At 52.4% G+C, this 24287-nt stretch carries 24 protein-coding genes; 5 read left to right on the plus strand and 19 right to left on the minus strand.

What is annotated here, in order from left to right; all coding sequences use genetic code 11:
- Positions 1-24: 24 nt before the first annotated feature.
- From AC6HVW_RS16875 to AC6HVW_RS16885, 3 genes are read right to left on the minus strand one after another with little or no spacing between them, the layout of a single operon-like run.
- Positions 25-1368, minus strand: a complete 1344-nt coding sequence (locus tag AC6HVW_RS16875) for a sigma 54-interacting transcriptional regulator (protein ID WP_071682379.1) — start codon at positions 1366-1368, stop codon at positions 25-27.
- Positions 1355-3127 carry an ATP-binding protein gene (locus AC6HVW_RS16880; protein ID WP_081367057.1) on the minus strand — a complete coding sequence of 591 codons (1773 nt, stop codon included), beginning with the start codon at positions 3125-3127 and terminating at the stop codon, positions 1355-1357. Before AC6HVW_RS16880 ends, AC6HVW_RS16875 begins: the two co-directional genes overlap by 14 nt.
- Positions 3117-3290, minus strand: coding sequence for a hypothetical protein (locus AC6HVW_RS16885; RefSeq protein WP_172414007.1), 174 nt, complete (start codon positions 3288-3290; stop codon positions 3117-3119). The genes AC6HVW_RS16880 and AC6HVW_RS16885 overlap by 11 nt, the downstream gene beginning before the upstream one ends.
- A 153-nt stretch (positions 3291-3443) precedes the next feature.
- Between AC6HVW_RS16885 and AC6HVW_RS16890 the strand changes: the two genes are divergently transcribed.
- From AC6HVW_RS16890 to AC6HVW_RS16900, 3 genes are all read left to right on the plus strand, one after another.
- Complete coding sequence (locus AC6HVW_RS16890) at positions 3444-3896, plus strand: periplasmic heavy metal sensor (RefSeq protein WP_071682381.1); 453 nt, start codon at positions 3444-3446, stop codon at positions 3894-3896.
- Positions 3897-4218: 322 nt separating this feature from the next.
- On the plus strand, positions 4219-4686 hold the full coding sequence (locus AC6HVW_RS16895) for an outer membrane lipoprotein (protein ID WP_065686966.1): 468 nt from the start codon (positions 4219-4221) through the stop codon (positions 4684-4686).
- A 148-nt stretch (positions 4687-4834) separates the two neighbouring features.
- A complete protein-coding gene (locus AC6HVW_RS16900) occupies positions 4835-6289 on the plus strand; it encodes an alpha/beta hydrolase (RefSeq protein WP_071682382.1) in 1455 nt (484 codons plus the stop codon).
- A 46-nt stretch (positions 6290-6335) separates the two neighbouring features.
- Here AC6HVW_RS16900 and AC6HVW_RS16905 read toward each other — a convergent pair whose 3' ends face one another.
- From AC6HVW_RS16905 to AC6HVW_RS16930, 6 genes are all read right to left on the minus strand, one after another.
- Positions 6336-6914, minus strand: a complete 579-nt coding sequence (locus tag AC6HVW_RS16905; protein ID WP_071682383.1) for a helix-turn-helix transcriptional regulator — start codon at positions 6912-6914, stop codon at positions 6336-6338.
- Between the two features lie 141 nt (positions 6915-7055).
- The gene (locus AC6HVW_RS16910; protein WP_071682384.1) at positions 7056-8213 is read right to left on the minus strand and encodes a fimbrial protein; all 1158 of its coding nucleotides are present in this window, start codon (positions 8211-8213) and stop codon (positions 7056-7058) included.
- A gap of 70 nt (positions 8214-8283) precedes the next feature.
- Complete coding sequence (locus tag AC6HVW_RS16915) at positions 8284-10932, minus strand: fimbria/pilus outer membrane usher protein (protein ID WP_497569561.1); 2649 nt, start codon at positions 10930-10932, stop codon at positions 8284-8286.
- 75 nt (positions 10933-11007) lie between these two features.
- Positions 11008-11709 (minus strand): fimbria/pilus periplasmic chaperone, encoded by a 702-nt coding sequence (locus tag AC6HVW_RS16920; protein WP_071682386.1) that lies wholly within the window; start codon positions 11707-11709, stop codon positions 11008-11010.
- Between the two features lie 53 nt (positions 11710-11762).
- Positions 11763-12308 (minus strand): fimbrial protein, encoded by a 546-nt coding sequence (locus AC6HVW_RS16925; protein WP_071682387.1) that lies wholly within the window; start codon positions 12306-12308, stop codon positions 11763-11765.
- Between the two features lie 118 nt (positions 12309-12426).
- Entirely contained in the window at positions 12427-12807 is a 381-nt protein-coding gene (locus AC6HVW_RS16930; RefSeq protein WP_071682388.1) for a winged helix-turn-helix domain-containing protein, read from the minus strand.
- Positions 12808-13529: 722 nt separating this feature from the next.
- Here AC6HVW_RS16930 and AC6HVW_RS16935 point away from each other — a divergent pair.
- Positions 13530-14348, plus strand: coding sequence for a winged helix-turn-helix domain-containing protein (locus AC6HVW_RS16935; protein ID WP_071682389.1), 819 nt, complete (start codon positions 13530-13532; stop codon positions 14346-14348).
- A gap of 149 nt (positions 14349-14497) precedes the next feature.
- Here the strand turns inward: AC6HVW_RS16935 and AC6HVW_RS16940 are convergent, their stop codons facing one another.
- Both AC6HVW_RS16940 and AC6HVW_RS16945 read right to left on the minus strand, forming a co-directional pair.
- Entirely contained in the window at positions 14498-14887 is a 390-nt protein-coding gene (locus AC6HVW_RS16940; RefSeq protein WP_021179454.1) for an SHOCT domain-containing protein, read from the minus strand.
- Positions 14888-15470: 583 nt separating this feature from the next.
- Positions 15471-15722 carry a DinI-like family protein gene (locus AC6HVW_RS16945; RefSeq protein WP_497569562.1) on the minus strand — a complete coding sequence of 84 codons (252 nt, stop codon included), beginning with the start codon at positions 15720-15722 and terminating at the stop codon, positions 15471-15473.
- A gap of 430 nt (positions 15723-16152) precedes the next feature.
- Between AC6HVW_RS16945 and AC6HVW_RS16950 the strand changes: the two genes are divergently transcribed.
- Positions 16153-16728, plus strand: coding sequence for a tyrosine-type DNA invertase (locus AC6HVW_RS16950; protein ID WP_094983298.1), 576 nt, complete (start codon positions 16153-16155; stop codon positions 16726-16728).
- Positions 16729-16839: 111 nt separating this feature from the next.
- Here the strand turns inward: AC6HVW_RS16950 and AC6HVW_RS16955 are convergent, their stop codons facing one another.
- The 8 genes from AC6HVW_RS16955 to AC6HVW_RS16990 all read right to left on the minus strand — a co-directional run bounded on the left by AC6HVW_RS16955 (position 16840) and on the right by AC6HVW_RS16990 (position 24244).
- Complete coding sequence (locus tag AC6HVW_RS16955; protein ID WP_094983299.1) at positions 16840-17454, minus strand: helix-turn-helix domain-containing protein; 615 nt, start codon at positions 17452-17454, stop codon at positions 16840-16842.
- On the minus strand, positions 17451-18116 hold the full coding sequence (locus AC6HVW_RS16960) for a hypothetical protein (protein ID WP_497569563.1): 666 nt from the start codon (positions 18114-18116) through the stop codon (positions 17451-17453). Before AC6HVW_RS16960 ends, AC6HVW_RS16955 begins: the two co-directional genes overlap by 4 nt.
- A gap of 66 nt (positions 18117-18182) precedes the next feature.
- Positions 18183-19100, minus strand: a complete 918-nt coding sequence (locus AC6HVW_RS16965; protein WP_071682393.1) for a fimbrial protein — start codon at positions 19098-19100, stop codon at positions 18183-18185.
- Between the two features lie 13 nt (positions 19101-19113).
- Positions 19114-19620: a type 1 fimbrial minor subunit FimG gene (gene fimG, locus AC6HVW_RS16970; RefSeq protein ID WP_071682394.1), complete on the minus strand. Its 507-nt coding sequence runs from the start codon at positions 19618-19620 to the stop codon at positions 19114-19116.
- A 15-nt stretch (positions 19621-19635) separates the two neighbouring features.
- On the minus strand, positions 19636-20163 hold the full coding sequence (gene fimF, locus AC6HVW_RS16975) for a type 1 fimbrial adaptor subunit FimF (protein WP_071682395.1): 528 nt from the start codon (positions 20161-20163) through the stop codon (positions 19636-19638).
- Positions 20164-20185: 22 nt separating this feature from the next.
- Positions 20186-22825, minus strand: a complete 2640-nt coding sequence (locus AC6HVW_RS16980) for a fimbrial biogenesis usher protein (RefSeq protein ID WP_447888041.1) — start codon at positions 22823-22825, stop codon at positions 20186-20188.
- A gap of 82 nt (positions 22826-22907) precedes the next feature.
- Positions 22908-23576 (minus strand): fimbria/pilus periplasmic chaperone, encoded by a 669-nt coding sequence (locus AC6HVW_RS16985; RefSeq protein ID WP_497569564.1) that lies wholly within the window; start codon positions 23574-23576, stop codon positions 22908-22910.
- 125 nt (positions 23577-23701) lie between these two features.
- Positions 23702-24244: a fimbrial protein gene (locus AC6HVW_RS16990; RefSeq protein ID WP_021179445.1), complete on the minus strand. Its 543-nt coding sequence runs from the start codon at positions 24242-24244 to the stop codon at positions 23702-23704.
- Positions 24245-24287: the final 43 nt, after the last annotated feature.

Genomic DNA, 24287 nt, shown 5'->3' on the forward strand with positions numbered 1-24287 from the left:
AGGGGTATGAACGGAAGCCAGAAGCTACTTCTGTAACTTGGCCAACAGCGTTTTACGGGTAATGCCGAGCTGTTTGGCCGCTTCGGTCTTGTTACCGGAGGTTTGTTCCAGCGCCGCCAAAATCGCCTGTTTCTCTACCTGATCCAACGGCTGGATCGCTTGGCCACATTGGCGATCCGGCTGCACATCAACGCACTGGCTGATACTCAGCGGCAGCTCTTTTTCACTGATAAAGTCCCCACTCAGCAGGATCACCCCGCGCTCAACGCTGTTCTCCAGCTCACGCACGTTGCCCGGCCAGGGGTATTTCAGCAACATATCCATCGCCAGCGGAGTGAATCCCTTAACCGGCTTACGGTTACGCTCGGCAAATTTGGCCAGAAAATGCATTGCCAACAGGGGTATATCTTCGCTGCGCGCCCTCAGCGGCGGGCTGTCCACCGTCACCACGTTCAGCCGATAGTAGAGATCCTGGCGGAACCTGCCAGCCTCCACGTCCGCCAAAAGATCCCGGTTAGTCGCTGCGATCAGACGTACATCCACCGACAGGGTCTGATTACTGCCCACCCGCTGGATCTCCCGCTCCTGGATCGCCCGCAGTAATTTTGCCTGCATCAGCGGCGAGACTTCTCCAATCTCGTCCAAGAACAGCGTACCCTGGTCAGCCTCCATAAATCGCCCTTCCCGGCGTTTATCGGCACCGGTAAATGCCCCTTTCTCATGACCGAACAGCTCCGACTCCAGCAGAGATTCGCTCAAGGCGGCGCAGTTAATGCTCACCAATGGCCGCTCCTTGCGCAGGCTGTTGGCGTGTACGGCCCGGGCTATCAGCTCCTTGCCGGTGCCGGATTCGCCGCTGATCAACACCGTCGCTTCGGAAGGGGCAATCATGGCGATCATTTCCAGCAGCTTGCGCATCGGTTCACTGCGGCCAATAAAATTTTGCTGATCGAACCGCAAACGCTGCTTCAGATCCTGGTTTTCACTCTTTAACGAGGTGTGCTCCAGTGCGCGTGCCAATGTGAGCTGCAACGTATCGAAATCGAGAGGCTTGGTCAGATAGTCATAAGCCCCCGCTTTTATCGCTTCCACGGCAGACTCTACGTTGGAGTAGGCGGTCATGATCAGGATCGGGATCGCCGGGTTATAGCTTTTGATGGCCTTCAGCGCCGCGATGCCGTCCATTTCCGCCATTCGCACGTCGCTGAGGATCAGATCGAACGGCTGTGCCCTGACCTGCTCCAACGCTTGTCGACCGTTATGCGCCACGCTGACCCGGTAGCCCCAGCCGTTTATCAGAGCCTCGAGGATAGTGCAGTGGCTGAGATCGTCCTCAACCAGCAAAATATGTGCATTAGACGTCTGCATGAGCCTCCCCTTGTTGATTGTTATGCCTGAGCGGGATCACTATTTCAAATCGGGTGCCCGTTGGTTGGCCACTGGTAACGACGATCGTCCCCTGGTGCTCCTCGATCACTTTCTGCACCATGGTCAGGCCCAGGCCAGTGCCCGCCGCCTTGGTGGTGAAGTAAGGGTTAAAGATTTTTCCCAAGTCGTCAGGTGGGATACCAGCACCCGAGTCGCAGACGGTAATGCGCATCGCCCCATCCTTGATCGCTTCAACGTCAACCTCGAGTACGCCATCCGAGCCAATCGCCTGGATGGCATTGAGATACAGATTCAACAACACCTGAGTAAGGCGATCGGGATCGATCTCCACCAGCGGCAAAGCTTCATCACAACGGGAGCGGAGGACGATATTATTACTCTCTGCATCCTGACGGATCAGGTGCAGCGAATGTTCGATCACCTCATTAATCGCCACCCGCTGCAAACGCAGATCGGCAGGGCGCACCAGCGCCAGTAACTCGGTGATCACCCGGTTGAGGCGATCGACCTCTTTCGCCATCACCTTGGCCAGTTCATGCTGTTCGCTACCCGCAGGCGAGCGGTCGGCAAAATACTTGGCGAAACCTTTGATGGAGGAAAGCGGGTTGCGGATCTCGTGGGCCACGCCAGCCGCTAAATCGCCGATAGCCGCCAGCTTTTCTTTGCGGCGGATCTCCTCTTGCAGTTGGCGGATTTCCCGCATATCGCGGAAGATAAACACGTTGCCGAGAAAATGACCGCTGTGATTAACAATATTCGCCACGCTGATGCTCAACGGCAGGCTCTGCCCACCAGCCAGACGATGATCAATATCCTGTTCGATGATCGGCTGACCGTGGCTACTTTTCTGCGCAAGTTGCTGCCATTCGGCGGGCAACACCTGATTGCTGGGCTGGCCAAACAGCTCGGCGGCACTACAACCCAGCATCACTTCTGCCGCATGGTTAACCACCCGGATTTGGTGCTGATCATTAGTGGTGATCAAGCCCATCGGCAAGTTACTGATAATTTCGCTGGAGAAGGCCCTTGAGTCCTGCAACTGTTGGCTGGAACGTTGATAACGCCGCCCCCAGAACAGCGCCAACAAACTGGCTAACGCCAGCAACAGCAGGATGGACAGCAAAATCGAGGTGTTGCGCATATCTTTTGCCTGGGCGGCATCAAGCGCGATAGTGTCTAACGCCGCAAAAATAACGGCCTGCTCATCATCCTGAGGCTCGGCAGCCTCCTGCATACGCGATCGGTTCATCATATGGCCAGAGTGGCCGCTGCCGCGCTTGAGCGGCTTAAACCAACGGTAAGCTTCGAAAGCATTCTGCTGCTGAGCCTGCGGCTCATCAAAGGTCGTCATATGCCACTGTGCATCGCTGGAGACCTTCAGCTCAGCCATCTGTTGCGGGCTATACAGCTGCTGGCCAACGCGTTGCGGATCGCTGTGCGCCAGGATACGGCCAGAACGATCGGTAATGGCGATGTACAGCACGTTTGGCTGATAGGCCATCTCCTCCAACAGGGTTTGACGCTGATCGTGACGCCAGCGCATGCCCATACCGGTACGAGCACCGGATTCAAACGAGCTCATCAACACCGCGCTTTTTTCTCGTAGCGTTTGGATTTCCACCTCACGCCCACGCTGCAGATCTTTAATGGCCAGCGTGATGATAATGCCAAGCAGTAACGCGACCGCGGCGATCGCAATCCAGGCAGGTAAGAGCGTCGATTTGGTTTTAAATTCCATTGGCTTCCTCTGCAACCGGCACGCCAGCGTGCGGGTAATTATTACCCACACTATCAGTATGGCGAGTAAAAATAACCCACTTTATCTCTGGATGGCGACCAGCAAACGGCCACCCTCCACCATCAGTTATTTTTATTACTGTCATAAACTTAACGCGCTGCATGCTGGAGTTCCTTGGCTGGCGCCCGTTGGCTGAGATAGCCAAGCCCTAACGGCGATCCTGGATCTATACAATTCCCATGCCAGCCTGAAGCTGGCATGGCGGTTGCAATTAAAGAAATGGAATCCATGAACCCTAAACCAAAGGAAATCAATCATGACGCTAACTAAAACTACCCTCGCCGCCATTATCTCCGTTGCCCTGCTGACCAGTGTTAGCACTACCGCGCTGGCGCAAAATGGTTACCACGCAAACATGACCAATGCACAGGGAACTCATCAGGGGATGGGTTATCAGCACGGTAACCGCGCGAACTTGACGCCTGAACAGCAAGCCGTCAGCCAGAAAGCCTTTGATGAGTTCCAGTCGAAAACCGCCGATCTGCGCCAACAACTGATGTCCAAGCAATACGAATATCAGGCATTGCTGACCAGCAAGCCTTTGGATGAGCAGAAGGTCTTGGCCGTGAGCAAAGAAATCACCGCATTGCGTGATAACCTGTACCAACAACGCGTGGCGCTGGATACCGATCTGGCCAAGGCTGGCGTGCCGATGATGGGTCACGGGATGGGCGGGGCGGGGATGCACGGCGGACGTGGCTGTCGTTAAGCCCTGACATTACCCTCAGATAAAATCGGGAGAACACCAGACCTGTTCTGGTTTCTCCCGCCAATTCGTCGCCATTCCAGGAGCGTTCAGGCTGTCACCCCGCTATTCATTTATCCTCCTTCAGAATAATTAATCATGCTGATGAATAAGAATATTCTTGGTTAATTGACGTAAAACAACACACTAAAATTCTTAATCCTTATTCTTACGCCCGATTATAATTTTTTGTCGTACCGCCTGAATAAAATCAAGTTCCTGCCATACTTATTTGTATGAGACAGCGACTGTCTCTTTGCGTACTTAACTTGCCCGGAGTTTTCTCATGAATAAAACCATCATTGTTGTCGCTCTTGCTGCCGCCGTTCTCAGCGGATGTAACGCTAATCGCACCGCTTCCGGCGATACCTTTACAGCAGCACAGGCCAGGCAGGCCAACTTCGTCACTTATGGCACGCTGGTCTCCGTGCGTCCGGTAACCATCCAGGGTGGTGATGGCACCAACGCCGCTGGGGCTATTGGTGGGGCCGTGGTCGGTGGCTTCCTGGGTAATACCGTGGGTGGCGGCTCAGGACGCAGCCTGGCAACGGCGGCGGGTGCCGTGGGGGGCGCAGCTGCTGGCTCAGGGATCCAAAGCGCCATGAACCGCAGCGCCGGGGTGGAACTGGAAGTGCGCCGGGATGATGGCGTGAATATCGTGGTCGTTCAGGCACAGGGCTCAACCCAGTTCCATACAGGGCAGCGCGTTGCACTGGTGACCAATGGCAGTACCACCACCGTATCACCACGCTAAAGGGAACAAGTTGCTTCACGGTTTAGGTGTCAGGCCGCAACATGGCCCCCTTGCTGATAGGATACAGAATTCAGGGACGAACTCCCCTTGCGGGATAATAGCGAGTTTTCCGGCTCGGCCATTACAATAAAAAACGGAGTTAAACCTGATGTTTATCAAATGGATTAAACGCATTGCCCTGCTGCTGGTGGTGTTAATCGTCGGTGCGCTGGGCATGCGAGTTTATGACACCCAGCGTGGGCCATCGTTACAGCTTTGGCATACCTTTGTCCCTGATGAAATGCACGCCGATGAGATCGATAAGGCCAGTTGGGCGGATTATCTGACTGCCGAGGACGCCATTTTCAAAGAGGTTCGCCAGAATGTGACCGACAAGTTGGACAGCAGCCAGCAGACCTCGTTGAACCGCTACTATGCCGACAGCCCAATCTATCCCGAAAAGTTTCCCACCGACTGGAACCGCTCCTACATTATGATGCCGGAAGGCAAGCCGAAAGGCGCTGTAGTGCTGTTGCATGGCTTGACCGATACCCCTTACAGCCTGCGGCATATCGCGGATAATTACCGTGAATATGGTTATGTGGCGGTCGGTATTCGTTTACCGGCGCACGGCACCGTACCAGGAGCACTGACCGACGTAGACTGGCAGGATTGGATGGCGGCCACCCGTTTGGCGATCCGTGAAGCCAAACGCCTGGCGGGTGACGACGTACCGCTGCATATCGTAGGCTTCTCAAACGGCGGCGCGTTGGCGATGAAATACACGCTGGATGCGTTGGATGACCCCCGCCTGACGAAACCCCAGCGTGTGGTGCTGATTTCGCCGATGATCGGCGTCACCAGCTTTGCTCGTTTTGCCGGTATTGCCGGTTGGCCAGCCATCTTCCCGGCGTTTGCCAAGGCGGCGTGGTTGGGGATTGTGCCGGAGTTTAACCCATTCAAATACAATTCGTTCCCGGTGAATGCGGCACGCCAGTCCTTCCAGCTAACCCAGGCATTGCAAAGGCAGATTGCCGCCGATTCACGCAACGGCAAAATGGGCGAACTGCCGCCGATCCTGACGTTCCAATCGGTGATGGATTCTACCGTCAGTACCCGCGCGGTGATCACCGCCCTGTATAACCATCTGCCTGCCAACGGCAGTGAAGTGGTGTTATTTGATTTAAACCAGGCGGTGGCGTTTGGGCCGTTACTCAGAAGCTCATCCTATACCGCGCTGCCGCGGCTGCTGCCACCGGCACCGCGTAACTATACAGCCACCATCGTCACTAACGTAACGCCAGAAACTACCGATACCGAGGCACGCACCATCGTCGCAGGGCAAACGGCAGAGACCACGGATCTGCTCGGTATCACCTACTTGCCGGATATCTTCTCGCTGTCGCACGTGGCCTTGCCGTTCCCGCTGAGTGATTCCCTTTACGGGCGTTACCCGGAACCACGCAATCAGTACGGTATCAGCCTGGGGACCTTTGCCGCACGTGGCGAGCGGGCAGTGCTGGTGGTCGGGCTGGACTCACTGATGCGTCTGTCCTCAAACCCGTTCTTCCCTTATATGCTCAAGCGTATCGATGACAACATCGGCCCGGCACCAACGAAATAAGGTAGGTTAACCACGGCCAGTGCTCCCCTAGGCGCTGGCCATGTTTTCAACTGGCAAAAATAGCTGAATTAAGCACGCTGGTTTTTATGGGGCACGCCTGAAACAGGTTTCGCACCCCCAGCTTTTGCAAGGCATTACGCCGGTGGGTATACACGGTTTTGGTTGAGATACGTAAACTGTGGCCGATGGCCTGCATATTCATGCCATCGATCATAGACAGCAGTACGGCCTTCTCTCTGCGGGTTAAGCTATCCTGGAGAAAAGTAGCAACAGGAAGCTCCCCACCAACGATCTTGACCAATTCATTAAACACCGCGCCCTCATCGGTATCCTCTGCCAAGGCAATATGCCGCCCAAAATCCAGATTGAATTTAATTTTCATTTCGCTTGGCAAAAAAATCACTTTGCCCGGGAATTTGGCTACCGCAATCAAGAACGACATCTCACTGATTGAATTCAACATATGAAAAACCAGCACATCTTCTTTGCTAAAGCTACTGGTGCTGGTGTTTTTCAGTTCATTGAGTGCCATTTGGTTAATCACTCGCCCCTCGGCATGTAAATACGCCTTGAGCCCAACAAAAAAATAATAGTTATCGGTAATGATATTAATTTTACCAGGCATATTAATTGAGCTCCTTTATGCTAAATGAACTCCCCCATCAATATCGCTACAAGCTGAGGCTGAAAGATGGTCGAGTTAAGTGCTCTAATCGTTATAAAAGAGGATACACAGAGGCCCAGTACCGGTATCGTCTTAAATTGTTTAATAGTAATTGATCGTAAACGTCACTTTGCCATTCGCCTGACCCGGCGTAGGTGTCGCAGCCGTTTGAATATAACGTGCAGACAGAGGGATGCGAATAGTTCGGCTACCATCCTTCGGCAGCGTTACCGTTTTTTCTAAGGCAAAATCAAACGGTGTCGGTATTTGGCTACTGTCTCCCCAGCCAATCTGGATGCCGACGCCCGACGCGGCATCAGGCCGTGTCGTGTCTATAGCCATCACGCCATTGGTGCCATCAATCACGTTGCTCATCGGTGTTAATCGCAAACCAATGCTGTTACTTATTGAAGGTGAAACGATCGGTGCCTTGGTATTGAAATCCATCATCAACGTCGAGTTGCTCTGGTTATAAAAACCAAAGAATGTCGGGCAATTGGTCAGCGAAATAGAGGCGTCAACCCAAGGTGAGGTCGAGTTTATTGCCCTGAATTTCTCACGGATATCATGAGACCCCATATTAACGGTGACATCAGGCGTCATGCAGGTCTGCGTCGAGACCGTCAGATTGCCCTGAAACGTGGCCTGGCTTAATTCAATCGGCAGCCCCTGAATGGGCCTGTCGGTCAGTGAATTAATCATATCATCGCGCACCGCAGGAAAACCCGCGGCCGAAATGGAATAGTTGCCCGGCGTCATCTCACCGATCTTGATCAGCGTGACATAACGTGTGGCGTTCTGGAAATCGATCGTCCCACCCGCCGTCATCACTATTTCGTCGGGACGACGCACGGGCACACCCAGTTTTGCCCCAGGACCGGCGCTAACGCGTGATATGGCAACACCAACCCCTGGAATGTTGGTTTGATATACCGTCCCGGCAAACGGGCCGGTGTTCAGGCCGCTCAAAGGAAGCGGAGCTTGGGAAACGCTGAACGCCGTGCTGTAGGCGTTGGGAATACCATCGTAAGTACATTCGATCAACGGGGTCTGGGTACCGATCCAGCTCCCCTGAAAGATGATGGTACCGATAGGAATATCTGCCCCCGCCGAAATCACTGGAGGGTTCAGAGGGACGCTATACGAGGGCGGTGCGTTACGCGTCGGTTTACAGGCCACCGCAGCCCAGCCAGCCTGGCTCACCGTAGCCAGAACCAACCCGCCCAGCAAACCCAACATCTTGTTTTTCGATAACTTCATACGTCATTCCTCTCTTTCTGGCTGCCCTTGCAGGCCAACCCGAAAGCAAAATAGTTGTCATGGCTGGCGATTAACCGTGATTAACCGCCGATAGCGCGTCGTTATTGGCCAGCGCCGACTTCGGTGAACGAACGGGCGCTATCGCCGTGCAAGGAGAGTTGAATTGTTGTATCTGCTCTTGGCCCTTGGCCATAGGCATCAGCATATAGCTGACGGTACATTGCATCTCACCACCTTCGCCCCATTTCACTTGCAACTGGCCCTTGTCTTGCGCCACACGCGCATACAGTTGCCCGCCCTGGCCCACTGAGCCTATGCTGTTGCCTTTGCTATCAAAGATATCGGCCCCGAACGGTACCGGCTCCCCTCGATAGGTTGCGTTCACCAGAATTGGCGTCCCCTGCTTAGTAGTATATTTCACCTTCACCACCGCACCGGAATATGGCGCCACTTTCTGGCTGGTGTTATCCAATTCCACACCGGCCGCCGTCCCTTTCGGATCGAGACTGATCTCGTTCATCTGGTACGGATTCAGGTAAGGCACTATCGCGTACCCTCGTGAATCAATGCTCACGCCGGGATATGAGGAAACCTTAACACCCTCTGCACCTTTGGCTTCCACCAGCGCGAAGGTGTCCGACGTGTACGGTGTAAAGGTCACCCCGCCAGAGTGGGCGATCACCGTACCGTTCATCCCGGCAGAGGCGCTTTGATAGCCTTTACCCGTGCTGTAAGTACCGCTCAATGCCGTGGCCGGGCTACGGTAGTTACCGTTCAGCGAGCCGCTGGAACCCATACCCTGATTGGCATTCATCGCCGTCACGCCATAGCTGAACTGGTTATCCTGCCCTGTGGTGCCGGATACCGTAGCCTGCTGGCCATAACGGCCGCTGCTGTCATGGGACAAGTCCATACGCAACTGTGGCGTGTGGGTTTCGTCGCTACGCCCCAACGGCAGGCTGAAGCTCAACAGATAGTTGGTCTGCGCCGTACCCAGGCTGGAGAAGCTGCGGTTAATGCTCAGGCCGTAGGACAGGTCCTTGTAGCGATTGTTGTAACCTATCTGGTACTGCTTCTCGCTGCCGTCTTTGTTCCAGTAATTCTGCAAGGAGCCGCTGATATACAGCTGGCCCCAGTTCTCCGGCAGACCTTGTCCCGCAGTCACCGTCAGGCGATTTTTGGCTCGCGAGATCGACTCCGGCGAGAACCCTTCTGCTACCGCGTCACGAGTCTGCATCGCGGTCATAAAGTCCATAAAGCCATCGGTTGAGAAGCGGTACGCTGCCAGCGACAGATTGCTGTTGGTTTCGCTGATCAGCTTGCTGTAGCTCACCTTATAGCTTTGCCCACTCAGGCTATTACCCGACTCATGTCGGCCATTGGCATCGGTGCCGTTCCCCAAATGAGTACGCGCCTGGGTAACATCAAATGCCCAGGCACCAATCGGCGTGCCTACCGCCGCACCCAACTGCAGTGCGTAGTAATCCTGGCTGGCCTGCAGGCCACCATAGCCGGTGATGGCGTTAGTTAACCCCAACTGGTAGGTGCCCTGATACAGCGCCGGTTTCTCACGCAGGTTATCGCTACGTACTTCACCTGCGGTGATCGAATACCGTGATGACCCAGGCCGCAGCAGTTGGGCCACCGAGGCATAAGGCACGCTGAAAGTCTGCTCGGTACCGTCGGACTCACGTACAGTGACCTGTAGATCCCCGCCGTAGCCGGTCGGGTACAGATCGTTGATCAGGAACTCGCCCGGGGTGACCGTGGTTTCATACAACACCTGACCGCCCTGGCGTACGGTAACGCGGGCGTTGGTACGGGCAATGCCACGGATATCCGGCGCATAACCGCGCAGGGACTCCGGCAACATCCGCTCATCAGTAGCTAACTGAATACCGGTAAACGGCAGCGTATCGAACAGTTGCCCGGTGGTGTTCGATTGGCCCATCAACACGCGCGCCTTGAGTACTGGAATATCGCGCTGCAAATAAGTATTGAGGTTGTTGTACTGGTTCGGTCCGTTGTCCATCCGGGTATAAGACCCGTTGTGACGGAGATACCAGGCGCCGACATTCAGCCCGGCGTTCACGCCAGCAAACAGCGAATTGAAGGTATTACCGTGCGATTCGCTGGTGTAGCCGTTGACGTTGTAGCCCATCAAGAGTGCCGGTACGCCGCTGTCCCACAGCTCCGGGCTAACGGTGCCGCGGGCGGTGTTGAGCATGTAAACCTGCGGCACCACAATATCCAGACGTTGCTCATTACTGTCGTAATTCACCTGAGCTTCCGGTAACTTGCTTTGGAGATCGAAGCAGACATCCCCTTTGTCCAGCGAGGTTAAAAAATCCGCTGGCAGCTTGGCGTAATCAAACGCAATGTTTTTAATCAGTTCGCGGGTCAGGCAGGGATAAACGCTTTTATCTGTCCGCGCTTTGAATTCAATGTCAGTATTGCTGATCGGTTGATTATTAACATATAAAGCCGTTTTATAGATCCCAGGCAATCCCGAAGAGCCATTGGCAAAACGACTGAGGTCAACGGACTTCTCATCATCCACATTCAGGAATGACGCATCGAACTCAAGATTTTTGGCGATGTCTTGTGGTGCAGAAACCGCGTTCTCAGCATTAACGTTAGCCGCAAAAAAAGTTGATAAAATAGCTATGGCCAGTGGCGATAACTGGCTACACAGGCCATATTGAAAATATTTAGACATAGATATCCCTTCAAGAACTGATTCCTGAATAGCGGTCAACCGATTAATGCGAGAGTGTTTTATATAGCGGGGTCGTTATTTTATCACTGCATCAAAAGTATTAACCGCACCGTAATCATTTACGAAACTCCCTGTAACCTTACTACCTGCACTGCCCGCCAAGTCCAATGTCATGGTGCTACGGGGGGCCACCATCGCATGGTCAAGTTTTTTGCCATTAACCGACAGGTTGACCAACGAGACATAATACGGCGTTGGGTTGCTGGCCTGTACCCGGTTACCCTGGCTGTTCCAGGTTAGCGCTTTAGCCGCTTCATTGGCGTTACCTTGCAGACCCGCAGGGCGATAGAACAGCTTGATGCGCGAACGGAAAGCCATCTGCAAGCGGTTCTCTGTCGCTTTAGCCTGGGTTTTTGCCGGAACTTCCAGTACGTTCAGCCAGAACACCGATTCTTTATCCATCGGCAGCGAGCCACCGGCGTAGCTGATACGTAACGTCTGGCCCTTGCTCGGCTCCACACGGTTCATCGGGGGCGTCAGGACAAACGGCACCTTGATCGCGGCCGGTTTGGCGTCGGCGTCACCGTTATCGATCCAGCTTTGCAACAACACCGGTGATGGACCGCCATTACTGATTTTGACGCTGACTTCTTTGGCATCAGAGGGGTAAATCACCCGCGTACCACTAATCACCACGCTGGCCAGGCTACTGACGCTGAACAAGGCTGCGGCGGCAACAACGCCAACTTTTAGCACATTAGTAGAGAGTAATTTCATCATAAACTCCGGGAACTGACAGATTGGGAGGGGCGTACCCCTCCCACAGTCCATTACTGGTACTGAATAGAATAAACAACGTTGCTGACTACGGTACCCGCAGTGGTTGGTGCCTCAGCGTAGTAGCGAACGATGTACGGCAGTGTGGTGCTACCACTGGTAACGTCTTTATAAGTCATCGCGGTGGTCTGCTCTTGGCTACCGGCTTTGATCACGGCCTGAGTCGGGCTGGAAGCGTCCAGCAATTGCAGGCTGACGTTGGTAGCCGTACCGGTTGTGTTAAACAGGCGACCAGTCACCGTATCAACAGAAGAACCCGCCTGGAAGAAAGCGGAGGCAGTCTCCAGGGTCCCTGAACAGTTGCTCAAGGACATCACGAAGCCGGTATCACCTGCTGTGCGAGCAGCGTTTTGCAGTTGGTTGGTGCCGACGGTTGGCAGAATGACGGTCGCGTCCGCACCCTGGCCATCAACCACAACGTCACAGGTATTGGCAGTCAGTTCACCGTTAAAAGTGATGGTACCGGTAGAAGCTGCCTGGGCCAGGCCAACAGTACCGAAAACAGCGATCAGGGATGCAGCGATTGCTAACTTTTTCATATATATTCCTACTTACCTTGTATTATGAATACCATTTTAATATCCATTAAAATGGCCTGGTGAATACCCATGGGGATGGATATAGCTAGATGACTCCAGCATTTATATTAACTACAACTTACTTAACAAATAGCGAAGAGACTCGCTGGTTATCGACGGAGTAGCCAATACCATGAACGTTCGCTATAAAATCTTCCGGGAGCCCAAGTGACGCCAGTTTCTTACGCAATTCATTTATTGCATGCCATAAACGCTGGCTGGACGAAGATAAATTAATCTCCTCCCAAACGTTTTTCATTATGTCATTTTTATAGATGACGGCATCCAGGCTATTCGCCAGCAAATAAATCAGTAATCGGGTCTGGATCTCGTTTAAAGAGATAACCTTGAAAAACAGGGTGCGCTCCGAAGCTCCATCAGAATAATAAAGGAGCCTTCGATTGGCAATATCGAATTGAATGTCATCATCAATTAGGAATCCATAAAGTCTATTTTCCATATGCATCTCGGATTATTATTTTGGTTTAATAACAAAAATAACAAACCTCCCTTAAGTGAGACATTATAGGAGCAATTTCCACTATGGCAACCGCGCCAAGATGATCACATTGCTATCTCTAAAAGTCTCTTAACAGCCTTAAATGCCGAAAAACAAATATCGGTCAGCATTTAACGCTAGCTGACGCGAATCATCCTGGTGTTTTTCACATCTCATTACTTCACTTCATTTTAGTAGTCATAAATGTCAAAGATTTTTATCTTACAACATTTATCGCTGGTTATTAATTTTTACTCATTAATAATCAATCCATTACCCATAAACCTACGATTAGGATTTATCTGTTACGCCGATATATTAAAACCTTTACCGGTGAAGCTATCCGTTACCTCAGTAAGATGAAGCCGCTTTACTTCTCTCCCTCCTTGCTGATGGAACAAATACTAGGTCATAAATGGGATTTTTCTGAGTGAAGTAGTTTTATTCTTGATAAAAAAACAAAAATACACTTAAAATTCAGCCAGTTAATAAAAAATATTAAATCAGAACAGCGCGTTCTCAATCGCTCTTAGATGACAGTAACTCTCATTTAAGATTTGTTATTAACACTTTGTTTTTTAAATGAATATGAAATGTTACTGATTTTTCACGCCTGCTAAGACTTATAATCTATACTTTAAACAAGCTGAGCATTCAGACAATCTAAATTTACTATATTGAAAATGAATAAAAAAATAATCATTAACGATACCGTTCTGTACCTTCCCGAAGAGCACCGTCTGTGCCCGCTGCGCGCTCGAGGCAAAGAAACCGTTTTAAACGTTCCTGCAAGCCGTTGCCTGCAATTAATGTTGCAACGCCCGGGTGAGGTAATCAGTCAAAGCGACTTTTTCAATGAAGTCTGGCAAAAACATGGCCAGTATGTCACTGCCAATACCCTCTATCAGAACATCTCATTGGTAAGAAAAGGGATGCGGGAAGCCGGGCTGAGCAAAAACATCATCCGCACGGTTCCCAAAGTCGGAGTGGTTTTTTCCGGCACCGTTGAAATACAGCAAGAAGAGAGCGCCAACGTCATAGTGCAGCAAAGCAATAAGCCAGATCCGCTCCCAGTCGAGAGCTCACAGGCCGAAACTCTGCCGCCAGAACGCACGGTTTTAAACCAGACCAAGCTATTGCGCTATGGCCTATTTACGGCGTTCACCCTGGCTATGCTGATCCTGCTGGCCAGCAATCAATCGCAAAGCGCACGTTTTTTTGACAGTCACACTAAAGCGGCCACGATCAATCAGTGTTCTGTCTATATAGATAGAGACGATCTGGAAACCAATGTGGCTGGCTACAAGGAGTATTTAACCGTTAACAATGTAGTCTGTAATCCGGATGAGTTTGTCTACATTACCCGAACCCCGGCAAACCACAGCACGCTGGTATTATTTTGCGATACCACTGCGCAAGGCGATCTAAGATGTTCCTCACGATTTCAAATCGATAATCAGCACGACCCTCTTGCCGGCCTACGACCAGTGGGAAGCCAATAGTAGTTCAGCCATATAATGACCAACAGCGGCGCTTGGTTGAGCGGTAGATTGCAAGAGATCTCAAGGTGGGTTCACTGCCGAATATGGGTTATTAGGGGAGCTTGCGGCCCCCCTTCTCTCTCATGTCATGTTTCCTGCCAACTTCAACCTCAGGCCAGTGCTTTAGCCTTAAGCTGCTGGTATTCACTTTCGGTGATCACACCGTCATCCAACAGCTTTTTGGCGTCTGCAATCTGCTCGGCTGGCGATTTACCCGCGACGCCGCGGATATACTCGTTGGTGGCAGAGACGGATTTCTGCACCTGCGCACGATGCCGCTCGGCCATGCCTTTGCCACGGGCTATCAGATAGACCAGAGACGTTAACAGCGGGATAAACAGCAGGAACACAATCCATACTGCCTTATAAAAGCCGCTCAGTTGGTGATCGCGGAACAGGTCGGAGACGACCTGGAACAGGATAAACAGGTAGGCGATGAAAAAGAAAAATGAAAACGTGGTAACCAGAATATCCCACAGGGTAAGTAGGTGATAGGTCATTAGCGCTCCTTATGGTCTAGCAAAACCAGGATAAAACGGCTTTCAATAACAGATTGATGTTTAGCACCATAAGTATATGTCGGACTTTCATTTTTTCCATGTTGGGCGGGAAAAATACGGCACAGGGAGAGCATCTGGATGGGTAAAGCATGTGCCCTCACCCTAACCCTCTCCCACAGGGAGAGGGAACCGATCGAGTGGGCTGAAAATGCGGTGATGTACCTTGGATGGGGGGCGTTCAAGTTTACTGAGATGACTTCTTTACTTCCAACGACAGCTCCCCTCTCCAGGGAACCGATCGAGTGGGCTGAAAATGCGGTGATGTACCTTGGATGGGGGGCGTTCAAGTTTACTGAGATGACTTCTTTACTTCCAAAGAGCAGGGGCTAACAGCCTCCTCTCCCTGTCAAAGGAGACCGATCGAGTTTGCTGAGATTATCTATTTTCTTACAAATGAGCATGGGCTGGCAGCTCCTTCTCCCTGTGGAAGGGGCCGATCGAGTGTGCTGAGTTTATCGCTTTACTACCAAACGAACAGGGGCTGACAGCTCCCTCTCCCTGTGGGAGAGGGTTGGGGTGAGGGCTATGCGTTATGCCAATGGCCATGCAGGATGACATCGTCGACAATTTCCTGCACGGTCAATTTTGCCTCAACGTCGTTAAAAAAATCACTGGTCACGATCTCAGTCTTATCATTCAGCCCAGCAATCACCGTGAGGTGACTAGCCGGGTAGACCTCATGGACGCGAGTTTGCAGTTCGTTCAGCAACGCCTCACGGGCTTTCTCAGAGAGGTTGTCGAACAGATTGTTATCAACTTTTATTTGAATATTCATTTGGCAGTCTCTAGCAAGGGGCTTGGGGTTATCCTTATCATGATAGGCTCAATGTACAATTTTTGGCTAGTGCCGGTTCACTACACTTCACATCAACTTTTTATTCTGACAAATGTGAAATTCATTACACTTTACTCTATTAAGAAACCCAATATTCATTATATTTACGGGAAACAGTCAAATTATAGACTGTATTATCAATGCTAATTAAACAGTGCAATTGCCCTCCCCCGTAAATGCTGGATATTGACGGTAGTCACCTGTAACATCACAATAAACATCAAATAGGAATTATCCTATGAAATTACCTCCAACTGCACTTTTAACAAACTTTTATTGCACTCTTTGGATTTAATAACGGTAGGTAAGAATTTTATTCTATTTAATCCTAACTCTGGCGTTTTTTAAGCGAAAAAAATAGGAGTTTTCTTTGGTACAGCGTAAATTTCTCACTCTAACAGAAGTCCGCAAACTGATGAGTGCTGCCAGAAATACACCGACTGGAGTACGAGATAGCTGCCTGATCTTACTGGCTTTCCGCCATGGATTCCGTATCAGCGAACTGCTGCGCCTGCGCTTTCGCGATCTTGAAATGGCCGAAGGACGGATAAATATACGCCGGCTTAAAAATGGATTCTCTACCGTTCATCCTCTGATGAATGACGAATGCGAAGCAATTCTGGAATGGAAGCAGCACAGGGCCCAATGGAAACCCGGTGCAGACCCGGACATTATCTTTATTTCTCAGCGAGGAACCCAGCTATCGCGGGGTCAAGCCTGGCGCATTATCCGTCAGGCTGGCGAACTGGCGGGCACGGTCATCAATACGCATCCCCATATGCTACGCCATGCCTGCGGCTATGAACTGGCGGAAAGAGGTGCGGATACTCGATTGATTCAGGATTATCTGGGGCACCGAAATATTCGCCATACCGTACGCTATACCGCCAGTAATGCGGCACGATTCGCGGGGATATGGGAAGCGGGTAAACGCAAAAACGGCTAAACCCGCCGGAATAGCCTTACTTTTTGTGTATTATACAGCAAACTATGCTCCACCACCGCCGGAGATCGCTGATGACAGCGATCTCCAAATCAGGCGGTAACCGATATAGGGCTATTGATTAAAACAGGCATAGAGCTCGACTTCACTCTCAATGCCAAGCTTGCCCATCATGTTGCGTTTATGTGCACTCACGGTCTTGACGCTGCGGGAAATCTTCTTCGCTATCTGCGAGATACTGAAGCCCTCCTGCAATAAGCTATAAACCTTTATTTCCGAGCGGGAAAAAGGTCTGGTGTCGATGTTGGACAGACTGCTCCCCTGTTCACTACGCAGAGACGGACTGATAACAATCTTGCCAGCCAGAACCTGATCGACCTGATTAACTAACTGACGAATATCTTCAGATAAAGCAATATAGGACACCCCCGGTAGATAACCTGGGCATTCCAACACCTGTTTTCCTGGCACATCGGTCATAATCAGTAACGGTTTGTCCTGCCTGACTGATTGAACAAATGACAGCAGCTTCGCCCCCATAGTGATATTTTCATTCAGACCATAGAGCTCACTGACGATCAGATCAACATCAGATAAATCATCATCAAATACCAAATCATAGATGGAGTGCGCCGGTACGATCTCAGCGTCGGGCAGTTTGCGCCTGAATAACTGATGCAAACCATGCCAGGTAACAATACAAGGATGCATAATCATTATTTTTTTCATCGAGTCTCACCACTCAGTCCGTTTATCTTGGTTAAATAAACCAGCTTACCCGCCAGCAGGTAGAGCTCCTCATTGGTTGTCATCTGTAACTTTCTAATGATCGATTTCTTCTGCGTGCTGATGGTTCGTACATCTTTGCCGGTCACATTGGCGATAGCCGTGGCACTACGCCCGCGCAGTAAGGCCAGCGCAATCAATCTTTCCTGCTTACCTAATAAAGCCGCATTTTTGGGCGCTTTGTCAGTCCGATCGCGGCCTAAACACTGGGTGATTTGATAAAGGTTAACCGGATCGATCAATACCGTATCTACGCCAAACGCGTGGAGAAGTTGCACCATCCAGGCCATATCATGCTGCAACCAGATCACCGAGTTGGTTTTATGATGATAACTGGCAATATCTGACAAAAAGGATAATAACGACAGATAGTCAGTGCCACGAGATAATGAGCTAAACAAGATCACATCAGGTTTAAATTCATAAACTTTCTTTTTGGCATCGGTCAATTTACTGACCCGGCAAAAACTTAACTCTGTGCTGCCCGCGTCCCCCAATAACCGCTGCAGCCCGATCCAATTGATCCTGGATGGCTCAACAACCAGAATTCGCTTGCAGCTTTCCGCTGTCGCATGCTCAGCTTGCTGATGATTTGCCTGCTGCATTTTTCCTCCTAAATAACCGTGTTTAGTGCCATTCCCCCAGGCTTGAGGCCTCGTTCAAACGCACATTCAAGGATACAAAAAGGTCACACCCACCACGGCCTTGACATTACCCGCCACCACCTGACCGGTTGTGCGTGCATAGTTGGCGGTCAAACCTAAACTGACTGCAGAACTACCGACGGTCCCCAGCGCGACGTTCCTGTTGGTCGGAATAGCGCCATTGCGGTTAGCAACCTGAATACCAATTCCCTGAGCTACCGGTGCAGAGGCAGTGTTGGCAAAAATCGTGGATGCGGCATCCGTGGTTGGCCCGGTCAGGTAATAGGCCAGGTTTTGGTTCTTGGCGCAACGCACCGTCAACGGTATCGACACCGTTCCCGGATATTCTGGCAGATTCACGGTAACGTCGCGGGAAGAGACATCACAGCCACCGGTAGGGATCACCACGCTATTATTGGCGTAGATGTTCCATATAAATGAGTAGGAATCCCCCACGTTATTGGTTTGATGCATGTTTAACACCGCAATCAACGACCCATTGGTTATTGCCACGCCACCTGCGGTGCTGACAGGCGTGAGATAAAGTACAGCGGGCCATGGCGTCATGGTGGTCGATTTATAAATCACGCTCTTGGTTTCAGACGTGGTTGGGAATGGGTAAGACGAGCCGTCATAAACAAAGCTGCCGGTGAAATGTTCCAGTACGCCGCCATAGGCCGAACCTCTTTGCAGAGAAACATAGTCTGTTCGGGTATCTGGATAATCATTTCGGCAAGATATCTGGGTAGACAAATCGACAATCAGGTTTTGGCCCACCCCAATCTGCGGAGACAAAGTAACAAAAACGTTGGCGCTGCCGCCGCCGATAGGAATGGTCACACCGGCCGCCGTTCGGCAAGCAAAGGCATGGGCACTGGATGAGTAGCCAATCAAGAGCGCAGCTGCACCCAGATATTTCAGAAATACGCGGATTAAGTCTTTCATATGTTCTTCATCATCAGGAATAGGTGTAAGTCACGTTGATCAGGGATTGAATCGAACCCTGCGTCACATTGCCGCTGGGCGTGATGGCCCTCACTTGCAAAACCAGGCTGGCGGCCAGCGATGCGTCATTCACCGCCACGACTTTGGTACTGCCGTTGGGCAGATTTACCCCGCCGCTATCGGCCAGCTGCAATGCAATATTGCGGGCCGCGCCCTGATTGGCGTAATAGTTCCGTGTGCTATCGGCCGTGCCGGAAAAGGTCGCGGTCACCTTTGAGGTCCCTACCGGGCAGTTGGTGAGGTTTAATGTCACCGAATGCCATGGCGAAGTGGCACCTGCCGCCAGCAGGTTGAAGGTATATAAATCACCCAGTTCTACCGTGGTAGACACGGTGGATACCGTGCAGGGTTTTGCCACCACCTTGCCATTGATGGTGATGTTGACATCTGCCGCATGCGCCAGGGGGAGTACCATCATCAGTAACCACCCCGCGATCGGGACCAGCTTGCTCATGTTCATAGCCCTTTTCTCCGGTTACTGAAATTCCAGGGTGAAGTTTGCCGTCGCTCTGACCTGCCCGGCAGTCACTGGGGCACGGGTCGCCATCAGACGCGCATAGAAATACAGCGTATTGGATTGCCCGGCGGTGATGTTTGACCAGTTCAACCCGCTAGAGATCTCATTGAGAGCAATGGCATTGCCGTTGTTATCGAGGATCTGTATGCCCATGCCAGCTGCCGCACCGGCCCCACCGTCGATTTTCAGCAAAGTCAGATTGTCGCTGTCTGCCCCGCCGGTGAAACCCGTTTTCACCGCGATGGCTGAACCGCCGCATTTATCGAGCACGATGCTGAACGGCACCATTGGCGTCGTCGCCCCTACCCGATGCAGCTGTTTGGCCGCATTACTCATCAGATCCACCACAAAACTTTGCGACCCCGGAGCTATTGAGCAGGCATTGTCCTTAACGTAACCGTTAATGGCGATGGTGCTGTCCGCGGCCTGCGTTACCCTGGTGCTAAACAGCGCCAGCAGACACAGGCTATAAAGTTGTATTCTCATTGCTCGCCTCTCCCGCCCGGCGTCATCGGCATACTGCCGTTAGATAGCTAAGTGCCCGCTGCTGACTTTCCGGCGGCAGTTGGTAACTCGTCACGCATTGCTCGCCAGCACCCTCGCCCCATTTGGCTTTCACCTCGCCACTTGGTGGCAGCCCGGTCAGATAGACCTGCCCACCGTCGGCAACAATGCTGCCAGAGCGGCCATTATCGAAGGACACTACCGTCCCGAATGGCAACGGCTGTCCGTTATAGCTCAGCGTCATCAGTACCTTCAGCCCGACATGGGTTTTAAAATCGGCCAGCACCACCGCGCCGTGATTCGGCACCACGCTGACCACCGCGTCATCCAGCTCGACGTTGTTTGCCAACGTATTAGGGTTCAACGCCACACGGTTTTCCCGGTAATCCATGGCAAACGGCAGTACGGCATACCCCCGCGAGTCGGTACGTATCCCGCTCTGGTTTTCCACCGACACGTTACCCGCCCCCGGTGCTTTGACCAGGATCAAGGTGTCGTTCAGCGGTTGACTCAGGGTGATGCCATTCTCATGCGCCAGCACGCCGCCGCTTAGCCCGTAATACAGTTGGCTGGTACCGCTGCTGCGGCTGTAACCCACGTTGGCGTTGCCAGAAGCCCCGCGATAGTTCAGCGAGGTGTTACCCGTCCCGCCTGAAGTGCCCGTTCCGCCTCCGGCGTAACCGGCCTGCACGTTGTAACTCAGGTTGTTATCCTCCAGTAACGTGCCATACACCCCAGCCTGATTGGTCATCCTACCGCTCAGATCGTCAGACATGCTGTAGCTGACGCTGGAGCGGTTGAAAGCGGACTGGCTGTCGGAACGCAGCCAATGGCTGAACGGGATGCTGATGTTGAAGGCCAGCATATTGTCGCGTCCGTCCTGCCAGGCATTTTTGGTCAGGCTGTAGCTGAGGGTATAAGTGATATCCTCCAACGTACCGCTGAAACCGGCCTGCAGTTGTTCATCCGCCTTACCTACCCCCCAATAAGTCTGGTGGCTACCGGTCAGATAAAAGGTGCCATTGTCCCCAACCTGCTGAGTCACCGTCATCTGCAACCGCCCACGCTTGTTGTAGGCCAGATTGTAGTAATCGGTAAGTTTCGGAATGAGTTCGACAATACCTTCATCGGTTGCCGCCTTATAACCGCTCATCTGGCGCCAGGTCGTATCACCCAGCGCGTAATAGCCACTGGTGGAATAGCGGTAACCGAGCAGTTGCAGGTTGGTGCCCCACTCGTTTAATGCCTTGTTATAAAGGAAACGCAGCGACTGCCCCTGATGGGTGCTGTCATCCGGCAAGGTGGCGCGAGCCTGGGTGATGTCAAACGACACCGCGCCGAAAATGCCCAGGTTTTTAGCCACCCCAAGGTTGAATGCACGATAGCGATCGGCAAGCTGAGTACCGCCAGACAGCGTCCAGCCGTCGGCCAGCCCCCACATCAGGGTGCCCTGGCCAAAGGTAGGTTTTTCTTGCTGATCGTTGCCGCTGCGATACTGCCCCACCATCACCGTATATCTCACCTGCCCTTGGCGCAGCAGCCCAGGAACCGACGTATAGGGCACGGTAAAGACCTGAGCCGTGCCGTCGGCTTCCTGAATGCTGACCTGCAAATCACCGCCGCTGCCCGATCCAGACAGATCGTCGATGGTAAATGGGCCTGGCGGCACCGTGGTTTGGTACACCTCGAACCCATTCTGCTTGACCGTGACTCTGGCGGTGCCGCGGGCAATTCCACGGATCACGGGAGCATACCCTCGCTGGCTATCTGGCAACATATTGTCATCCGTCGCCACCTGTACACCGCGGAAGTTCGCGCCGTCGAAGACGTCCCCTGAGGTATAGCCGTCCCCCAACGTCAAGCGACTGCGCAGTAGCGCAATGTCCCGCTGCAAGTAGGTATTGACGTGCTGCCAGCGGTTTTGATTAGAACTCGATCCGCCGCCGCTGGTGTAGCTCCAGGTCGTATTATCCCGCAGCCGCCAAGCTCCCAGATTCACGCCGCTTTGTAAGTTAAGGAAGGCGTAATTGCTGTTGCTCGACTGGCTGTTACGGACATTACTGCCGGTGAAGCTGTAATTGAGCAGCCCGGCAGTGATGCCGTTTTGCCACTGGTCAGGCGGGATATAACCACGGGCAGAGTTGCCCATGTAAGCCTGGGGAACACTGATAGACAGGCGCTGCCGCCCGACGTCAAAATCAGTGGAGGCTTCCTTGATCAGCGAGGTTAAGGGTACGCAGGCTTCCGATGCCAAGATGGCCATTCCTGGGACCGCCCGGGTATTGACGCCCATGGTGGCCAGTTGGCTGCGAGTCAGGCAAGGCACCAAGGCCTTGTTGTCGGCATCGGGCCGGAAAGAGACATCCCGGGTCGACATAAACCCGTCATTCATATAAATGTCGACACGGTAGATACCCGGAGGCGCCTCAAGTCCCTTCTCGAACCCAGACAGATCGGCTACCTTCGCCGGATCGTCAGCCAGAAAACGAGGGTTGAAGTAATTTTCCGCTCGAGCCGATGCATCGCCACATAGCGCCCACAGCATCAAGGCCAAAGGCGTTAAAGTCAGCTTTAAGATGGGGGCACCCTGGTGGTTATCGTTTATCACTCTGCGACTTTCCGTGCCGTTTTTCAGGTATAGCATGATCCCTCCGGTTCGATACAGGTCGCCCGGCTGCCTGATTTATCTGGTTATAGCTTGATGAAGTGGATGGCGGCTCCAGGCCTTACTGCATCACACCCTTGAATACCGGCGTTTGGGCACCGTAATCGTTGATCGTCCGATAGGAAATCGCGCTGCCTGCATCGGCGGGGAGCGCCACATTGGTCGATCCCATCGGCGACACCATGGTGTTTGCTAACTGCCGCGTGCCGGCGTTCAACTCGCTCAGCGTGATGAAATAGGGTGTAGGATTGACGATCGTCAACTCTTTGCCGCTACGTTTAAAACGCAGTTGCTCCGGAGCCTTGTCTGGCGCAATACTCAGCCCATTGGGGCGATAAAAAAGTTTGATACGGCTGGTAATAGCCAATTGCAGGGTGTTTTCATCCTGGCGTGATTTGTCCAGTGAGGGGATCGCTTTGACGTTAACCCAGAACAGGCTCTCCCGATCCTTCGGCAAGCTTTGATTAGTCGCGTCAATAATGCGCAGCGTGTTCTCTTTTTTTCCCTGCATCAAATATAACGGTGGCGTAATAATCAGCCGACCGTCTTTCTGGCCATCGGCGTTTTCTACCCAGGATTGGATCAGATAGGTACTTTTCTCATCGTTATTGCTGACTCCCAAAGTCACCTGCTTCTGATCGGCAGGATAGATCACCCGGGTCGCACCCAGGCCGACTCCGGCGTTTGCCATACCCACATGCCCCGCCGCCAACAACAACAGCACGGACATTGCCTTTCCAACCTTCGAAATTGTTCTCACATTTACCTCGTCCATCAGGATCTGACTTCCATAACACTGCGTGGCCAAAGGCCAAACATTCACAGCGCTATTACTTTTCATCTTGCGGCCAAGGCCTACTGATAAGTCAGTGCGAACCAGGCCTGAGCGTTAGCCAAACCATTGTTCACCGGCTGTCCGGTGGCACGGTATTTCGCTACGAAATGCAGGATCACCGGCCCCTCTTGCAACGGCACCCAGTACCGCGGCGCGGTATTGAGTGGAATAAATCGGCCTCTGTCATCAAACAACGCCACGGCTACGCCAGAGGCGACACCTGGCCCGTCACCAACAGAAAGCACCTGCGGATTATTGCTGTCTGCCATGCCATGGAACATCACGCCCACGTTACGACTGACCGTGGAAGTGCAGTTCTGCAGATGTAAATCAAAGGGGACTGGATCGGCCTCATCGCCAGGCATACGAAACCGGTCGGTGGTGATATTCCCCATCGATACCGTCAAATTGCGATCTCCGGCTTCCACCGAACAGGTTTCAGCGATCACTTCACCCTGAAAGCGCATCAGGCCACCGAGAGGTTGTTCCTCCCAACGATCGTCAGCAACGGCCTTCCCCACCAACAGCAGAGTTAGCAGGAGTCCCGCACCCATTCTCCACATCGCACACTCCTTGCCTCCGATAGCTGAAAATCAGGCCTCCCTG

Source organism: Serratia sp. NCCP-200, from assembly GCF_059697885.1.

What these genes read in the sequence shown, in the direction of transcription:
- AC6HVW_RS16875 (WP_071682379.1), bottom strand. Translation starts at nt 1,368, where the DNA reads ATGCAGACGTCTAATGCACATATTTTGCTGGTTGAGGACGATCTCAGC.
- AC6HVW_RS16880 (WP_081367057.1), bottom strand. Translation starts at nt 3,127, where the DNA reads ATGGAATTTAAAACCAAATCGACGCTCTTACCTGCCTGGATTGCGATC.
- AC6HVW_RS16885 (WP_172414007.1), bottom strand. Translation starts at nt 3,290, where the DNA reads ATGCAGCGCGTTAAGTTTATGACAGTAATAAAAATAACTGATGGTGGA.
- AC6HVW_RS16890 (WP_071682381.1), top strand. Translation starts at nt 3,444, where the DNA reads ATGACGCTAACTAAAACTACCCTCGCCGCCATTATCTCCGTTGCCCTG.
- AC6HVW_RS16895 (WP_065686966.1), top strand. Translation starts at nt 4,219, where the DNA reads ATGAATAAAACCATCATTGTTGTCGCTCTTGCTGCCGCCGTTCTCAGC.
- AC6HVW_RS16900 (WP_071682382.1), top strand. Translation starts at nt 4,835, where the DNA reads ATGTTTATCAAATGGATTAAACGCATTGCCCTGCTGCTGGTGGTGTTA.
- AC6HVW_RS16905 (WP_071682383.1), bottom strand. Translation starts at nt 6,914, where the DNA reads ATGCCTGGTAAAATTAATATCATTACCGATAACTATTATTTTTTTGTT.
- AC6HVW_RS16910 (WP_071682384.1), bottom strand. Translation starts at nt 8,213, where the DNA reads ATGAAGTTATCGAAAAACAAGATGTTGGGTTTGCTGGGCGGGTTGGTT.
- AC6HVW_RS16915 (WP_497569561.1), bottom strand. Translation starts at nt 10,932, where the DNA reads ATGTCTAAATATTTTCAATATGGCCTGTGTAGCCAGTTATCGCCACTG.
- AC6HVW_RS16920 (WP_071682386.1), bottom strand. Translation starts at nt 11,709, where the DNA reads ATGAAATTACTCTCTACTAATGTGCTAAAAGTTGGCGTTGTTGCCGCC.
- AC6HVW_RS16925 (WP_071682387.1), bottom strand. Translation starts at nt 12,308, where the DNA reads ATGAAAAAGTTAGCAATCGCTGCATCCCTGATCGCTGTTTTCGGTACT.
- AC6HVW_RS16930 (WP_071682388.1), bottom strand. Translation starts at nt 12,807, where the DNA reads ATGGAAAATAGACTTTATGGATTCCTAATTGATGATGACATTCAATTC.
- AC6HVW_RS16935 (WP_071682389.1), top strand. Translation starts at nt 13,530, where the DNA reads ATGAATAAAAAAATAATCATTAACGATACCGTTCTGTACCTTCCCGAA.
- AC6HVW_RS16940 (WP_021179454.1), bottom strand. Translation starts at nt 14,887, where the DNA reads ATGACCTATCACCTACTTACCCTGTGGGATATTCTGGTTACCACGTTT.
- AC6HVW_RS16945 (WP_497569562.1), bottom strand. Translation starts at nt 15,722, where the DNA reads ATGAATATTCAAATAAAAGTTGATAACAATCTGTTCGACAACCTCTCT.
- AC6HVW_RS16955 (WP_094983299.1), bottom strand. Translation starts at nt 17,454, where the DNA reads ATGAAAAAAATAATGATTATGCATCCTTGTATTGTTACCTGGCATGGT.
- AC6HVW_RS16960 (WP_497569563.1), bottom strand. Translation starts at nt 18,116, where the DNA reads ATGCAGCAGGCAAATCATCAGCAAGCTGAGCATGCGACAGCGGAAAGC.
- AC6HVW_RS16965 (WP_071682393.1), bottom strand. Translation starts at nt 19,100, where the DNA reads ATGAAAGACTTAATCCGCGTATTTCTGAAATATCTGGGTGCAGCTGCG.
- fimG (WP_071682394.1), bottom strand. Translation starts at nt 19,620, where the DNA reads ATGAACATGAGCAAGCTGGTCCCGATCGCGGGGTGGTTACTGATGATG.
- fimF (WP_071682395.1), bottom strand. Translation starts at nt 20,163, where the DNA reads ATGAGAATACAACTTTATAGCCTGTGTCTGCTGGCGCTGTTTAGCACC.
- AC6HVW_RS16980 (WP_447888041.1), bottom strand. Translation starts at nt 22,825, where the DNA reads ATGCTATACCTGAAAAACGGCACGGAAAGTCGCAGAGTGATAAACGAT.
- AC6HVW_RS16985 (WP_497569564.1), bottom strand. Translation starts at nt 23,576, where the DNA reads ATGTCCGTGCTGTTGTTGTTGGCGGCGGGGCATGTGGGTATGGCAAAC.
- AC6HVW_RS16990 (WP_021179445.1), bottom strand. Translation starts at nt 24,244, where the DNA reads ATGTGGAGAATGGGTGCGGGACTCCTGCTAACTCTGCTGTTGGTGGGG.